This window comes from Egibacter rhizosphaerae, from assembly GCF_004322855.1.
Lineage (GTDB): Bacteria > Actinomycetota > Nitriliruptoria > Euzebyales > Egibacteraceae > Egibacter > Egibacter rhizosphaerae.
This window is the reverse complement of record NZ_CP036402.1, coordinates 2,604,246-2,617,902: the sequence shown is the minus strand read 5'-3', so window position 1 is coordinate 2,617,902 and position 13,657 is coordinate 2,604,246. Positions and strand designations below refer to the sequence as shown.

Annotated in this window: 16 protein-coding genes; 7 read left to right on the top strand and 9 right to left on the bottom strand. The window is 73.6% G+C overall.

What is annotated here, in order from left to right; genetic code table 11:
• Positions 1–16: 16 nt before the first annotated feature.
• The 7 genes from ER308_RS21625 (at position 17) to ER308_RS12250 (ending at position 6,472) form a co-directional block, all read left to right on the top strand.
• Complete coding sequence (locus tag ER308_RS21625) at positions 17–157, top strand: hypothetical protein (RefSeq protein ID WP_165492042.1); 141 nt, start codon at positions 17–19, stop codon at positions 155–157.
• A gap of 128 nt (positions 158–285) precedes the next feature.
• The gene (locus tag ER308_RS12275) at positions 286–1,305 is read left to right on the top strand and encodes a VanZ family protein (protein WP_131155262.1); all 1,020 of its coding nucleotides are present in this window, start codon (positions 286–288) and stop codon (positions 1,303–1,305) included.
• Entirely contained in the window at positions 1,302–2,210 is a 909-nt protein-coding gene (locus ER308_RS12270) for a hypothetical protein (RefSeq protein ID WP_131155261.1), read from the top strand. The genes ER308_RS12275 and ER308_RS12270 overlap by 4 nt, the downstream gene beginning before the upstream one ends.
• 2 nt (positions 2,211–2,212) lie before the next feature.
• Positions 2,213–2,536 carry a PqqD family protein gene (locus ER308_RS12265; RefSeq protein ID WP_131155260.1) on the top strand — a complete coding sequence of 108 codons (324 nt, stop codon included), beginning with the start codon at positions 2,213–2,215 and terminating at the stop codon, positions 2,534–2,536.
• 7 nt (positions 2,537–2,543) lie between these two features.
• Positions 2,544–3,383 carry a glycosyltransferase family 2 protein gene (locus tag ER308_RS12260; RefSeq protein ID WP_131155259.1) on the top strand — a complete coding sequence of 280 codons (840 nt, stop codon included), beginning with the start codon at positions 2,544–2,546 and terminating at the stop codon, positions 3,381–3,383.
• Positions 3,384–3,780: 397 nt separating this feature from the next.
• Positions 3,781–4,386: a hypothetical protein gene (locus ER308_RS21620; RefSeq protein ID WP_165492041.1), complete on the top strand. Its 606-nt coding sequence runs from the start codon at positions 3,781–3,783 to the stop codon at positions 4,384–4,386.
• Positions 4,387–4,648: 262 nt separating this feature from the next.
• Positions 4,649–6,472, top strand: a complete 1,824-nt coding sequence (locus tag ER308_RS12250) for a cell wall-binding repeat-containing protein (RefSeq protein ID WP_131155257.1) — start codon at positions 4,649–4,651, stop codon at positions 6,470–6,472.
• Positions 6,473–6,504: 32 nt separating this feature from the next.
• Here the strand turns inward: ER308_RS12250 and ER308_RS12245 are convergent, their stop codons facing one another.
• The 9 genes from ER308_RS12245 to ER308_RS12205 form a co-directional block, all read right to left on the bottom strand.
• Positions 6,505–6,810, bottom strand: coding sequence for a hypothetical protein (locus ER308_RS12245; RefSeq protein WP_131155256.1), 306 nt, complete (start codon positions 6,808–6,810; stop codon positions 6,505–6,507).
• Positions 6,811–6,975: 165 nt separating this feature from the next.
• The gene (gene proC, locus ER308_RS12240; protein WP_131155255.1) at positions 6,976–7,785 is read right to left on the bottom strand and encodes a pyrroline-5-carboxylate reductase; all 810 of its coding nucleotides are present in this window, start codon (positions 7,783–7,785) and stop codon (positions 6,976–6,978) included.
• 34 nt (positions 7,786–7,819) lie between these two features.
• Positions 7,820–8,509, bottom strand: coding sequence for a hypothetical protein (locus ER308_RS12235; protein WP_131155254.1), 690 nt, complete (start codon positions 8,507–8,509; stop codon positions 7,820–7,822).
• A gap of 2 nt (positions 8,510–8,511) precedes the next feature.
• On the bottom strand, positions 8,512–8,982 hold the full coding sequence (locus tag ER308_RS12230; RefSeq protein ID WP_131155253.1) for a YbjN domain-containing protein: 471 nt from the start codon (positions 8,980–8,982) through the stop codon (positions 8,512–8,514).
• A gap of 12 nt (positions 8,983–8,994) precedes the next feature.
• Positions 8,995–10,320: a glycosyltransferase gene (locus ER308_RS12225; protein ID WP_205745587.1), complete on the bottom strand. Its 1,326-nt coding sequence runs from the start codon at positions 10,318–10,320 to the stop codon at positions 8,995–8,997.
• 318 nt (positions 10,321–10,638) lie between these two features.
• The gene (locus ER308_RS22820) at positions 10,639–11,484 is read right to left on the bottom strand and encodes a Rho termination factor N-terminal domain-containing protein (protein ID WP_131155251.1); all 846 of its coding nucleotides are present in this window, start codon (positions 11,482–11,484) and stop codon (positions 10,639–10,641) included.
• 74 nt (positions 11,485–11,558) lie between these two features.
• Positions 11,559–11,948 (bottom strand): helix-turn-helix domain-containing protein, encoded by a 390-nt coding sequence (locus ER308_RS12215; protein ID WP_131155250.1) that lies wholly within the window; start codon positions 11,946–11,948, stop codon positions 11,559–11,561.
• Positions 11,949–12,095: 147 nt separating this feature from the next.
• Positions 12,096–13,076, bottom strand: a complete 981-nt coding sequence (locus ER308_RS12210) for an asparaginase (protein ID WP_131155249.1) — start codon at positions 13,074–13,076, stop codon at positions 12,096–12,098.
• A complete protein-coding gene (locus ER308_RS12205; protein ID WP_131155248.1) occupies positions 13,060–13,656 on the bottom strand; it encodes an RsiG family protein in 597 nt (198 codons plus the stop codon). The genes ER308_RS12210 and ER308_RS12205 overlap by 17 nt, the downstream gene beginning before the upstream one ends.
• Position 13,657 lies beyond the last annotated feature (1 nt).

The window sequence follows — 13,657 nt, the reverse complement described above, 5'->3', positions numbered from 1 at the left end:
ACAGGCGGGAAGTTTCATGAGATTCTACGGGTCGATCACGCTCGACAGCGCCCCTCGGGCGCGTGACCACGTCATGGGCGTCGAGATCGGCCTCGCCAGCGTCCGTGGTTCGAGCGACGCCGGCGTCCCAGGCCCGAGCGAGGCGAGCGACCCGTGAGAGCCGACGAGCCCAGCGGCGCCACGACCGCCGAGCCGCCCAGCGCCTCTGACGGCGAATCACGCCAACCCGGCAGGCCAGATCAGCCGGGGGCGCCTGCGCGACGCGGCCGGGGGCGCGCGTGGCGGGTGACGTTGCTCGGGCTGCTCGTCGCCTTCCACGCATTTGTGGCGTGGGCACCGTTCGAGTTCGATCCACCCGCCCGGGTCGACAACGCGGTAACCGTCACGTCCGAGGGTGCCCTCGAGATCTCCGGCCGCCGCGCGATCGCGCATGCCGCGAGCCCGGCTGCTGAGGGCGCCGCTCCCCCGGGTGAGGTCACGATCAACATGGAGGTCGAGCCCGCCGATGGGGACCAGCGGGGCCCCGCCCGCCTGCTCGCCTGGTCGGGGAGTCATCGCGATGCCAACCTCATGATCGGGCAGTGGCAGGACGACCTGATCGTGCGCATCCGTGAGGCCGACTCCAACCGACTCGGCCGTCCCGCGCTCGTCGTCGAGGACGCCTTCGAACGCGGCGAGCCGCTGGCCATCGAGGTCGCGCTCACCGACGAGCACGCCCGCGTCTCCGTCGACGGCCACGAACCGGTGGAACGCTCGCGCCCCGCCGATGGGTTCGAGACATGGGACCTCTCGCACGGACTGGCGCTCGGCGACGAACGCCGCGCACCCCGCGTCTGGCACGGCCGGATCGAGGTCGCACACGTGCAGGTGGACGGCGTCACGACCGACCTGTTGGCCGACGGCGTGCTGACCATACCCGAACGCGTGTGGTACGTACCGGCGCGGGTGGTCGAGATGCTGGAGGTGCCCCCCGAGTCGGCCCAGCTGCGCAGTGTGCTGCATTTCGTTGGGTTCGTCCCCGTGGGATGGCTGCTCGTGGGCTTGGTCTCTCCCGGAGTCCGGCTGCGCCGAGTCGCACTGCTAGCCCTCGCGTTCACGGTCCTGCTGCAACTCGGCAAGACGTCGATCGAGCCGCGGCACCCCTCGTTCCTCGACATGGGCGCGCACGTCGGCGGGGCGACCTTCGGCGCCACGTTCGCGCTTTGGGCCTCGGACCTTCGCATGTGGTTGCGCGAACGTGGCGCGGCCTTCGCGGCCTACGCTGTCCGCGTGGTCAGCAAGCGGCGGCGTAGCGGGCGGGCATGATCGGCTCGCGCGCGCCCGCCAAAGGCCGCGCCCCCGGCGGATGGCACGAGACGCGCCGTCTGCGCGCGCTCGCTCACGACTTCTCGGTCGCGAGCCCCGACCACGAGCTCATCGCCCACCTCGACCGCGCGTTCGGGGCACTCGCGATCCCGGATCCGATCGCGACGTCGGGACAACCGGCGGTGCGCTACGAGCTGCGGCCCACCGCCGACGGGCGGGCGGCGCTGCACCGCGACGGCGAGGTGATCGAGCGGCAGCGCTCCATGGCTGGAGCGGTGGCGATGCTGCTGTGGCACGTGAACCGGCGGGCGGTCGAGGACAGTTCCCACCTCGTCCGCCTGCACGCCTCGGGAGCGGAGCGGGACGGCCACGTGCTCGTGCTCCCCGGACGCATCGAGGCCGGCAAGTCCACGCTCGTCGCCGGGCTCGTGCGTCGTGGCTGGCGCTACGTCACCGACGAGGCGATCGCCCTCGACCCGGACACCCTGGCCGTGCACCCGTACCCGAAGCCGCTGGCGATCGACCCCGGCTCGTGGGAGGTCCTCGCCGACCTCAACCCGGGGCACCCCCCCGGTCTGGCCGAGCGCTTGCCCAAGCAGTGGCAGGTCGCGCCCGAGACGATCCGCGCCGACGCGGTCTCGGCGGGCGGACAGCCACGGCTGGTGGTGTTCCCGAGCTACGAGCCCGGTGCGGCGACCTCCGTCGAGCCGATCTCGCGCGCGGACACGTTGCTCGAGCTCACCCGGTGCGCGTTCGAGTTCGCCCCAGAGCGTGACCTCGCGGTGCTCGGGCGCCTCGCCGCCACCAGCGCGGGCTATCGTGTGACCTTGAGCGACCTCGACGCGGGCTGCGAGGCGGTCGAATCGCTGTGGGCCGGGGACGCGACGGACCGGAAGGGTGAGTAGCGATGACGGGCGCGCCCGGGATCGATCTCGACACGGTGATCCGGCGCCGCGACGACCTCGCCCACGTCGAGCTCGACGGCGAGCTGGTCATCCACTCCACCGACCACGGCACGACCCACAAGCTCGAACCGCTCGCCGCGGGGCTGTGGCACTGCTTCGACGGGCGGACGACGCTGCGCGACCTCGCCACCGCGCTCGCCGGCGAGTTCGACGAGGACCCCGAGGTCGTCGCCCGCGATCTGATCGGCTACGCACAACAGCTGTGCGACAACGGCCTCGCGGAGCTGGTCGGCGCGCCCGATCCCAGCGGCCGGGGCGAGGCGTAGCGCGCGCATGACCAGCGTCGTCGTGCCCGCCCACAACGAGGCCGCGAGCATCGGCGGTTGCCTCGACGCGTTGCTGCCCCAGCTCGCGCCCGGTGACGAGGTGATCGTCGCCTGCAACGGCTGCACCGACGACACCGCCGCGATCGTCCGAGCGCGCGCCCCCACCGCACGGGTCCTCGAGCTCGCCACCTCCTCGAAGATCGCCGCGCTCAACGCCGGGGACGCGGCCGCAACCCAGTACCCGCGCCTCTACATGGACGCCGACGTGCAGTTGGCGCCGGGCAGCGTCGCCGCGATCGTCGACGCCCTCGCCGGCGAGGACGTCTGGCTCGCCGCCCCGGTGGCCGCGCACGACCTCTCCACGAGTTCCTGGGCCGTGCGTTCCTACTACCGCATCTGGTCGCGCCTGCCCTCGGTCCGCGACGACACCGTGGGCAGCGGGCTCTACGCCCTGTCGGACCGTGGCCGCGCACAGTTCGACGCGTTCCCCGACGTCACCGGCGACGATCACTTCGTGCGCGACGCTGTCCCCCCGGAACGCCGACACGTCGTAACCGCCGCTCGCAGCACCGTGCAGGCACCGCGCACCTTCGCCGGGATCCTGCGCCGCAAGACGCGCACCGTGCTCGGCAACGCCGAGCTCGACCGGCACGATCCGCGCACCCGACAGCGCGCGGCCGGGCGACGTCAGCAGTGGCTCGAGGTCGTTCGCGCCAATCCGATCCTCGTGGTCGACCTGCCCGTGTTCCTCGTCGCCGCGTTGTGGCCACGGGCGATCGCGACGTGGCGTCGACGCGTTGGCTCCCCCACTGGCTGGGACCGCGACAACAGCCGTCGCCCGGATTGACACCGAGCACGGCAACTGCCACGAACTGTCAGAAGGACGGTCGAGTCGGAGAAGGTCTGCACCGAGCGATCGTGTGATTACTCTCCGTGTATGCATCTCGACCCGTGTGCCCTGGATATCCGCACACTCCACACCTCGACGCATTCGCGCATTGACGGACCGTGATCAGAGCGGCAAACTACGATCACAGTGATGAGGGCGGGTTGTGCGGTTCGAGGGATTCTCGGGCACTGAACGTGACTGCGGCGGGAACCGAGCACGACCAGACGCAAGGACAAGCGCGGTGGACGATCTGCGGGACACAGAAGCAGGGCGCGGAGCGAACGACGCTCCCGATGGCTCCGAGTCCGTCGAGCGCCGCGGTGTTGCGAACGCCGTCGTCTCTCGCCGTAAGGCCATGCACCTCGGCGCGGCCGTGGGTCTGGTGTGGGCCGCCCCGGGCATCAAGACGCTGACCGCAAGCCCTGCGTACGGCGCCACCCCTCCACCGAGTGACGATCCCGACCCCGATCCAGACCCAGATCCCGATCCCGACCCAGATCCCGACCCGGACGATGAGCCCGACCCGGACAATGAGCCCGACCCGGACAATGAGCCCGGCCCGGACGATGAGACCGGCCCGGACGATGAGACCGAGGTCGAGGACGACACCGACGAGTCGGAGGACGACGAGGAAGACGACGGCACTCCGGAGGACGAGGACGAGACCGAGGTCGAGGACGAGGACGACACCGACGAAGACGAGGACGAGCCGGACGACGACCCCGACCGCGAGCCGGAGGACGAGACCCGGGTCGAGGCCGAGCCCGAGGACCAACCCGAGGAGATCGCGCAGACCGGCCGCGACATCGGGTGGCTCACCGCGGCGGGGGGCGCTGCACTCGCGGGCGGGGCGGCGGCCCTGCGGGCGAGCCGCAAACGGCAGGCGGCAGCTGAGCCGGCCGACGGGACCACCGACACCGGCGCGTTCCGTCCCGAGACCGGCGAGCCCGACGACACGTAAGCCCACCGGCAGCGGCTGACGAACGCCCCGGGGAGATCCGGCGCCCGCTGACGAAGGCCCTGGAGCGAACCGGCGCCGGCTGACGGACCCGATCCGGGGGGTTCGGCGCCTGCCGGCGGGGCGGTGCCGGCCAAGGGGGATCGAGCGGCGGACCAGCACGCCGGCGGACGAACCACCGCTCGAACGCCGGGGGAGCCGGTCGGCGGCACGGGGGAAGCGAACAAGGCGGGGCGTACGCGTCCCACGAGGGAGGCCTGATTCGGTGGGAGCTCGTTGGGGATGGCGCGCAGCGGGCGCACCGCTCCTGCTCTCCGCCGCGGTGCTGCTCGGCCTGCCGAGTGCCGAGGCCATCGAATCGCGCGTCTACGAAGGCGAGGACACCGAGGACGGCGAGCAGGAGACCACCGCGTTCGTGTGGCACGTCGAACACGCCGAGGACAGCAACGCGATCGAGGAGGCCCGCGACTGCAGCGGCGCGCTCGTGGCACCCGACTGGGTGGTCACCGCCGCGCACTGCGTCGCCGAAGACGACCGCACGACCTACGTCGGGCTGGGTCTCGATACCACCGACCAGGCGATGCAGCTCGGCGAGTTCGTGACCGCCGAGCAGGTCGAGCGCCACCCGGCCGCCACCGACCCGACCGAGCATGCCGACCTCGCGCTGCTCCGGCTGCCCGAACCGGTGGAGGCCGAGCCCCACACCGTCGCGGGCTCACAGCCGCCCGAGGGCACCGACACCACGATCGCGGGCTGGGGCCGCAGCGGCCCGGGCCAGGACGACTACCCCGATCGGCTGCAGGTCGCCACCGCGCCCGTGGTGGCCGACGAGGTGTGCGACGAGGCGTTCGGACCGGCCTACATCGCGGACACGATGATCTGCGCCGGCGAGGGTGGGCCCGACAGCCCTGACACGTGCGCGGGCGACAGCGGCGGGCCGCTGATCGACACGCGTAACGGCGCGGTGGCGGGGATCACGAGCTTCGGACAACCCGGCTGTGATGGCAACGCCGTCGGCGTCTACACCGCCACCAGCGCGCACCTCGACTGGCTCGACGAGGTCACCGATGGCGCGATCACGGTCATCGAGGACGAGACCGAGGTGCGCGACGACGACGTCACCGATCCCGACGACGACCGCGACGGTGCCTCCACCGAGCCCCGCCGCCTCGCCGGCGACGACCGGATCGGGACCGCCCTCGCGGTCGCCGAGCAGTGGGATCGCGCGGACACCGTGCTGCTCGCCACCGCCCGCGACTTCCCCGACGCGCTCGCCGCCGGCGCGCTCGCGCAGGCCGAGGGAGCGCCGCTGCTGCTCACCGAGCCGCACGGCCTGCCCACCGACGTCCGCGACGCGCTGGTGCGCCTCGACCCGGACGCGGTGACCGTGCTCGGGGGATCCCGCGCCGTGGCGCCCGCGGTCGAGGACGAGCTCGCCGCCCTGGGCCTGGAGGTCGAGCGCGTGGCCGGGCAGACCCGCGCCGATACCGCCGGACGCCTCGCCGTCCACGCGGGCGCGCCCGGCAACGAGGTCGTGCTCGTGGACGGCCACGGGTTCGCGGACGCGGTGAGCGCCGGGGCGCTGCTCGCCACGGAGACACCCCCGCCCACCCTGCTGGCCGCGGGCGACGGGCTGCCGGCGGGCACCCGCGATGCGCTCGACGAGCTCGAGCCGTCGACGGTGACGATCGTGGGCGGCGAGGCCGCGGTCCCACAAGCGGTGGAGGACGAGCTCACCGCCCAGGGGATGGAGACCCGCCGGCTCGCGGGCGGCGACCGATACATCACGTCGCTGGCGGTGGCGGCAGAAGCGCTCGCGCGACAGGACGCCGAGGGCGTCCCCCCGGACCACCCGCGGCCCCTGATCACCGCGACGGGCGCCGGCTTCGCCGACGCGCTCAGCGCCGGCGTGCTCACGGGTCACCAGCGCGGAGTCCTGCTGCTCACGGCGAGCGGTAGCCCGGCCCCCGCCGTCGCCGACACGCTCGGCGCTTACACGTGGTCGACGTTGACGGCCGTGGGCGGCACCGCCGCGGTCTCCGACGAGACGCTCGAGCACCTGTACGCCACGGTGCGCGAAGAGCCCTGAGCGGTCGCGGTCAGGCGAGCGCCCGACGCGCCTCAGGCGTCGTCGGCGTCGGGCTCGGGGGAGGCGATGAGGTCCGGGAGGTCGAAGGCGAGGTCGGCCAGGTGACCGGCGCAGCAGCGATGCGCGTCGAGGTGGCCGGGCATCTCCTGCTCGACCGCCTCGCGCAACGCCCGCACCCGCGCCGTCGCGTCCTGAGGTACCAACTCAAGCGCGTCGGTGCTCTCGACCGCAGTGTGGACCACCTTGCGGCAGCAGGCGAAGACGGGCGTGTCATCACGCCACGCGCCCTCGAACTCCTGCGTCAGGCGGTTGGCGGCGGTCAACGGTGTGGCCGTCATTCTCGCTCCCGTCTGCGCGTGCGCCGTCTACCGTGGACTCTACCCGGGGTCTGGCAACCCGCAACGGCTCTCGTGTTGCGTCTTGATTTCCACGGCCGAGCTCGGGGCCCGTCAAGGGCCAGCCAGGGTCCCCCACCCAGGCAGGGTCGCCCCGCCGAACACCGGTCATCCCGAGGCGAGCTCCTCGCCGCGGCGCTTGGCGGCCTCGACCGCGTTGATGAACGCCGCGCGCACGCGCTCCTCCTCGAGCACGCGGATCGCGGCGATCGTCACCCCACCGGGGGAGGTCACCGACTCGCGCAACTCGACGGGGTGGCGGCCCTGGTCGCGCAGCATGTGCGCGGCGCCGACCATCGTCTGGGCGACCAGGTCGGTCGCGTCGTCGCGGCTGATGCCGAACAGGATCCCCGCGTCGATGAGCGCCTCCGCGAGCAGGAACAGATACGCCGGACCCGACCCGCTGATCGCGGTCACTGCGTCGAGCTGGTCCTCGGGCAGCGTGATGACCCGACCCACCGCGCCGAGGATCTCGCGGGCGACCTCGACGTCGGCGTCGGCAGCGTGCTTGCCGGGGGCGAGCACGCTCATCGCCTCGTCGATCTGGACCGGGACGTTCGACATGACCCGCACCACGGACACGTCCTCGGGGGTGGCGGCCTCGATGCGGCGGGTGCGCACGCCGGCGGCGACGCTGATGACCGTCTGCCCCGAGTGCATCTTCGGCCCGACCTCGTCGAGCAGGGCCCCGAGGTTCTGGGGTTTCGCGGCGAGCACGATCACGTCCGCCTCGGCGGCGGCGCTCGCGCTCTCGGTGCGCGCGTCGACGCCGTAGGTGTCGGCGAGGTACTGCGCGCGCTCGGCGCCGCGCACGCTGCACCGGACCTGATGGGGCTTGACCCAGCCCACCCGCAGGAGGCCGCTGAGCAGCGCCTCCCCCATGCGGCCGGTACCGAGGATCGCGAGTTGTCCGTCCATGACGCGTCAGCCTAACTGCGACCGGCGCGGTCGCTCACCCCTCCGCCCGCGAGGTCCAGGCGGCGTCGATGCGGTAGGCCAGCTCGACGAGCCCGTCGTCGCCGGCCTCCTCCGCCGCGGCCCGGGCCAGCTGCGCGTCCAGGCCCTCCCGGTCCTCGTCGGGCAGCGCCGCCACCTCGGGCAGCGCGAGGAAGCGGCCGGCGACCGCCTCGGGCCCGAGCAGTTCGACGTGCTGGAAGACCTGCCAGCGCAGGCGGGCGAACCTCCGGTCGCCCTCCAGGGCCGCCGGCCACGCCCGCACACGTTCGCGGCGGCCCTCCTCGACGCGGGGGTCAAGCATGCGCTCGAGGTTTCGCACACGGCCGTCGCGACCGTCGAGCACGACCTCGGCGACCCCGATCCGCCCGCCCGGCACCAGCACCCGCAACACCTCGTCGAGGGCGTCGCGCGCGGTCGTGTGGTCGCTGATCCCCGCGAGCACCACCGCCGACGCGCCCCCGTCGGTGACCGGCCACACGGGGCGGGCCGCCGCCGGATCACGGGGCTCGATAACCCGGGGACAGCGCGAACGCAGCGCATCGACCGTGGCGGAAGTCGCGCTCACCGCGACCGGGCTGGCGGCATCGAGGCGCAGCTCGTCGACGAACCACTCGATCACGGCCTGCGGCGGGGCGGGCTGACCAGATCGTTCGGGTTGATCGGGTGGTCCGGGCTGGGCGGCCATGGCTAGGAGATCGGGTTGCGGGGCAGGCCGCTGCGGGCGCGCCATTCCTGCTCGCGCTCGATGTACGAGGCGAAGCCGGTGCGCAGGGCGTGGACGAACGCCTCGTCGGCGGCGGTGAGCAGCTGACCGACGAGGCGGTCGAGCTCCTCGTGGGTCACCGCAGTGTGGGGCAGGACGCCGACGAGCAGTACGTCCCCGTCGGGGTGCAGCGCGAACCGCAGCGCGTAGGTGCGCAGGTTGCGGCGCAGGAGGTACTCGTAGAGCTCCTCGGCGTTCTCGTCGGGGGCGCGCATGAAGAACGACTGAAGGGTGAGGGTGTGCTCGCCGAGCTCGAGGTGCACCGGGATCGTGCGCTTGTGGTCGCCGGCGAGCATGAGGTCCCACCCGGTCGGGCTGACCCGGGTGGCCTGCAGGTCCTCCGGCTGCGCGTCGACCCAGGCGGCCACGACGTCGCGCGTGGCGTCCTCGGGCATCGTGGCCTCCGCTCAGCAGGCGCCGGCGTGCGCGTCCGCGACCGCCTCGACCGGCTCGGCGCGTGCCTCGTCGAGAACCTCAGCGTAGACCCCGGCCGCCGCCGCGGCCGCGCGATCCCAGCCGAGCCGCTGCGCGTGCCGGGCCCCGGCGAGGCCGGCGGCCGCGAGGCGGTCGGGCTCGCTCACGAGGCTGGAGACCGCGGCGGCGTAGTCCTCGGGCCGGTGACCGCGGACGAGCCGACCCGCGCCCTCCCCCAGCGCGGCTCGCAGTCCTCCGACGTCGGCCGCGACGACCGCGGTGCCGCAGGCCTGCGCCTCGAGCGCTACCAGGCCGAACGACTCCGAGCGACTGGGCATGAGCACGACGTCGGCGGCCCGGTAGAGGCTGGCGAGCGCCCGCTGCGGCCGGGGCTCCAGGAACCGGACCGCGTCCTCCACCCCGCACTGGCGGGCGAGGCTCGCGAGCCCCTGCGGGTCGGTCGTGCCGACGCCGGTGCCGCTGGCGCCGCCGACCACGACCAACTGCGCGGCCGGCTCGCGCTCGCGCAGCGCCGCGAGGGCCTCGATGGCGACGTCCGGGCCCTTCAGGGGCTGCAGGCGGCCCACGAAGAGCAACAGGGGTCCGTCGACGCCGAGCTCGACGCGGGTGCGCTCCCGGTCGGCGGCGTCGGGCGCGAACACCTCGGTGTCGACCCCGAGCGGGGCGACCCGCACCCTGCCGGCGCTCGCGCCGTAGCAGGTACGCAGGAGCGAGGCCTCGTCCTCGGTGGAGGCCAGGACCGCGTCGGCCTCCTGAGCGATGCGCTCCTCGGCGGTCGTGCGCAGCGCCGGCTCCGGCGCGTCCCCGGGCGCCAGCGCCGCGTTCTTCGCGCGGGCGAGCGTGTGGAAACTCTGCACGAACGGGACGCCGTGACGCTGGCGCAGCTTGCGGGCGACCCAGCCGCTCATCCAGTAGTGGGCATGCACGAGGTCGAGCTCGTGAGCGATCGGGTCGACCGCCATCGACAGGTAGAAGGCGCAGAGATGGTTGGCGAGCTCATGCTTGGCAAGCTCCGGAGGACCCGCGGGGACGTGGTGCACCCGCGCGCCGTCGCCGATCTCGACCGTTCCCGCTGACGCGTCGTCGGTCGCGCGGGTGAACACCTCGACGGTCGCGCCGCAGCGCACGAGCTGACGACCGAGCGCGCAGACGGCGACGTTGAGGCCGCCGCTGTCGCCGGTGCCGGGCTGGGCGAGCGGCGACGTGTGCACGCTGAGCAGCCCGACGCGTGTCCCGGAGAGGTCGGGCGTCGGCTGGTGTGGCCAGGCAGCCGGTCCCGCCACGTCCTCGACCCGCACGCGCGCTCCTCGTCCGCGGTTGTCGGTCAACACGTGCCCTGCGGCGACGAGCCGGGGTTCGACTCGTAGCGGCCGTGTCAATCGTCCGGGACGGCAGGCATCCAGGATGGCAGGGCACGGACCCGTCCGAGGATACCTACCCGCCGCTCGCTCACACGCCAGCGCTCTCGACGGTCCCCGTCGCGCGCACGCGAGCCGCCGGCGAACGGGCCCGATGCGCACACGCGAACCGCGCGCGAACGGCCCCAGTGTCGGCATGCATGCACGCCACACCGGGGCCGCGGTCCCCGCGAGCAGCTCGTGCCCGCGGATGGTGGGCTACTGGTACTGCTCGAGTGCGCGAATGAGTTCGGCCTTGTTCATGCCGGTCCGGCCCGGGACGTCGTGCTGGCGAGCGAGCTCGCGCAGCTCGGCCACGGTCCTGTCCTCGAGCAGCCCCTCGACGGGAGGGCCGGTGCCCACCGTGCTGGCCGCGTGGCTGGCGGCCTCGGCGGTGCGCTCGGCCGCGGTCCGGGTCGCGGTCGCGGCGCCCTTGGCGTGGCTCACGGTCTGCTCGGCCTGCTCGCCGGTCCGCTCCGCCTGCTCGCGGACCTCGCCGACCTGCTGGCGGGCCCGGCCGACGGTCTTCTCGGCGGATTCGGTGGCAGTGTCGACCGTCTTGCGGGCACTGGTCACGACGCCCTTGGCCTGCGCCTGGGCCTGCTTCGACTGCTCGCGGGCCCGTTCGGTCACGGGGCTGTGGCTGAGACGGTCCACCACGGTGCGCCCGCGAGCCACCAGCTGCTCGTACTCGCGCTGCGCCTGCTCGCGCAGCTCCTGCACGCGCTGCTCGACCTGCTCGGGGTCGGCGGTCTGCTTGACGGCCTCGGGCGCCTCGGTGCGGGCAGCGCGCAGCCGCTCACCGACCTCGCGCAGTTGGCGCACGACCGCGTCGCCGGCGCCGACGGTCGCGTACGCGCCGTCGCGCAGGACCGTCGTGACGGTGCGCTCGGTGTCCGAGCCCGCGGCATCGGCGGCCCGACGCACGTTGGTGGCGGTCTCGGTGACCGCCTTGCGGGCCTGGCCGGCCACCTCGTCGACGGTCTTGCGGGCCTGGCCGGCCACCTCGTCGGTGCGCTTGCGGGCCTGCTCGGTGAACTCGTTGAAGTTCGGGATCGTTGGCATGGTGCAGCTCCTCTCGTGCGGATAACGGATGGCTGTGCGGGGCGGTAGGCGCTCATCCGGCGTGTCGGTGGGGTTCACCGCGAGGCGGCATCCCCCGTCCCCTCGGCCTCACCGGACGCCCGGAACGAGCGGTAGATCTCGTGCAGCGCCCGCTTCTGCACCTCGGTGAGGTGCGGGTCGGCGAGGATCCGCTCGCCGAGGTCGTCGCTCGGCTCGTCGAGGATCCCGGCCTGGATGTACAGGGTCTCGGCGCTCACCTCGAGCGCGTCGGCGACGCGCTGGAGGATGTCGGCGGACGGCTTGCGCAGCCCGCGCTCGATCTGGGACAGGTAGGGGTCGCTGATGTCGGCCATGCGGGCGAGCTTGCGCAGGCTGAGTTGCGCGGCCTTGCGCTGCTCGCGGATGTAGCTCCCGACCTCGCGGACGGTCGCGGCGGCAGCGCCGGGCGCTTCACTCGGTTCCACTGGCGCGACCTCCCCCGGACGGCCCGTGCCCCTCCCTGATGCTTCCCGAAGTTATCCACTTCTTAAACTTTTGCAAGCAGTTCACGCTGCCCCAGAGGGGTAGCCCACGCCGACCCGGGGTCACGGTTGCCCGGTTCAGAGCCCGGTTCAGAGACCCAGTGCGGCCGTCAGGGCGTCGGTGGGGGCGAGCGACCCGTGCGGCTCGCCCCCACCGAGCACGGTCGGTGTACGCACGCCGTCGGGCACGCGCGCACCCACCGACGCCAGCGCCGCCGCCGCGACCGGACCCGCCGCTCGACCCGCCCCGTCCTCGACCTTGACCGCGATCCCGACCGGGCCCGCGGGGGCGAGCACACCCGCGACGAGCGTCCCCTCAGCGCCGCGCTTCGCGAGCACGCGCTCGTCGCCGAGCATCAGCGCGCTGTCGGGCGCTTGCGGTCCCCCAACGAGCAGCGGGTACGCGCCCATCGCCTCGCGCACGCGCGCGAGCGGGCCGCGGGGGGCCGCCACGAGCCGCGCCATCGCCCTCGCCAGTCCGTCCAGCGGGAGCCGCCACGCGGGCGCGCCACAGCCGTCGACCCCGGGCCCCTCGGGCCGCACGCCGCACGCCTCGGCGAGCACGTGGGTGACCCGCTGCTGGATCGGGCTGTCGGGATCGCGGTAGCCGTCCGGCCGTCCGGTCGCGACCGTCTGCGCCCACGCCATCGCCGCGTGCTTGCCGGAGCAGTTGTGCGCGAGCCGCAGAGGCCGCTCCTGCTCGCGCACCGCCGGCATGTCCGCCGGCCACGCCGGCGGGCAGCCGAGCGCGTCCTCGTCGAGCCCGCCGAGCGCGAGGACCTGGGCGACCTCGACCTGGTGGTCGATGCTCGCCTCATGGCTCGCGCACGCGATCGCGAGGCTCGGGCCCGAGAGCCACTGGCCGACGACCTCGACACAGGCGGCCGCCTGCAGCGGCTTCACCGCCGAACGGGGATAGCACCACACCGCGGGGTCGCCGGCCCCGCCGACGAGCTCCCCCTCGGCGGTCGCGAGCGCCACGTGGGCCCGGTGGCGCGCCTCGACGAACCCGTCCCGGGTCGCCTCGACGGCGAGCACCGCGGGCCCGGAGGCACTAGCCCCGGTCGTCATCGCCGGCGCGGTCCCCACCGGACGGCGCTGACGGCGACACCACCTCACCGATGTGTGCACGGCCGTCGCGATAGCGTGCGACGAGCTCCGCCTGCAGCCGGTCGAGATGATCCAGCACGACCCGCCGCTGCTCACTCACGCGCCGCTCGACCTCCTCGATCTCGGCGAGGAACTCGGCCAGCCCGCGCTCATCGAACTCGGGCAGCTGCGCCAGCGCGGAATCGTCGAGGACACGGTCCTCCACGCGCCGGCCCTCGCGCTCGCCCGGCTCGTAGAACCCGAGCGCCCGCGCCGCGCCGCGCGAATTCTCGTCCCCGGCCAGGATCTCCGGGAGGCGCGCGAGGATGTCGTCATCGTCGCCGCTGCGTCGCAACGCCTCGGCGCGGGCGATGTCCAGCCGCCCGTGCAGCAGCCGCCGCGTGTACGAGAGGCGCGCCTCCTCCTCTCGGCACTCGTCCCGCAGTTGGCGGACCCGCCCGGTCGGCAGCTCGGGTATCTGGTTCGGCAACGACGGATCGGTGACGCGATCGATCCGCCGGCGGCCGGTGCCCGCCCAGGTCTCCCCCTCGGCTCCGCTCATC

Excerpts from the sequence above, each read along its gene's own strand:
- ER308_RS12205 (WP_131155248.1), bottom strand. The coding sequence starts at position 13,656 with ATGAGCGGAGCCGAGGGGGAGACCTGGGCGGGCACCGGCCGCCGGCGG.
- ER308_RS12265 (WP_131155260.1), top strand. The coding sequence starts at position 2,213 with ATGACGGGCGCGCCCGGGATCGATCTCGACACGGTGATCCGGCGCCGC.
- ER308_RS12235 (WP_131155254.1), bottom strand. The coding sequence starts at position 8,509 with ATGGCCGCCCAGCCCGGACCACCCGATCAACCCGAACGATCTGGTCAG.
- ER308_RS21625 (WP_165492042.1), top strand. The coding sequence starts at position 17 with ATGAGATTCTACGGGTCGATCACGCTCGACAGCGCCCCTCGGGCGCGT.
- ER308_RS12245 (WP_131155256.1), bottom strand. The coding sequence starts at position 6,810 with ATGACGGCCACACCGTTGACCGCCGCCAACCGCCTGACGCAGGAGTTC.
- ER308_RS12230 (WP_131155253.1), bottom strand. The coding sequence starts at position 8,982 with ATGCCCGAGGACGCCACGCGCGACGTCGTGGCCGCCTGGGTCGACGCG.
- ER308_RS12260 (WP_131155259.1), top strand. The coding sequence starts at position 2,544 with ATGACCAGCGTCGTCGTGCCCGCCCACAACGAGGCCGCGAGCATCGGC.
- ER308_RS22820 (WP_131155251.1), bottom strand. The coding sequence starts at position 11,484 with ATGCCAACGATCCCGAACTTCAACGAGTTCACCGAGCAGGCCCGCAAG.
- proC (WP_131155255.1), bottom strand. The coding sequence starts at position 7,785 with ATGGACGGACAACTCGCGATCCTCGGTACCGGCCGCATGGGGGAGGCG.
- ER308_RS12210 (WP_131155249.1), bottom strand. The coding sequence starts at position 13,076 with ATGACGACCGGGGCTAGTGCCTCCGGGCCCGCGGTGCTCGCCGTCGAG.
- ER308_RS21620 (WP_165492041.1), top strand. The coding sequence starts at position 3,781 with ATGCACCTCGGCGCGGCCGTGGGTCTGGTGTGGGCCGCCCCGGGCATC.
- ER308_RS12270 (WP_131155261.1), top strand. The coding sequence starts at position 1,302 with ATGATCGGCTCGCGCGCGCCCGCCAAAGGCCGCGCCCCCGGCGGATGG.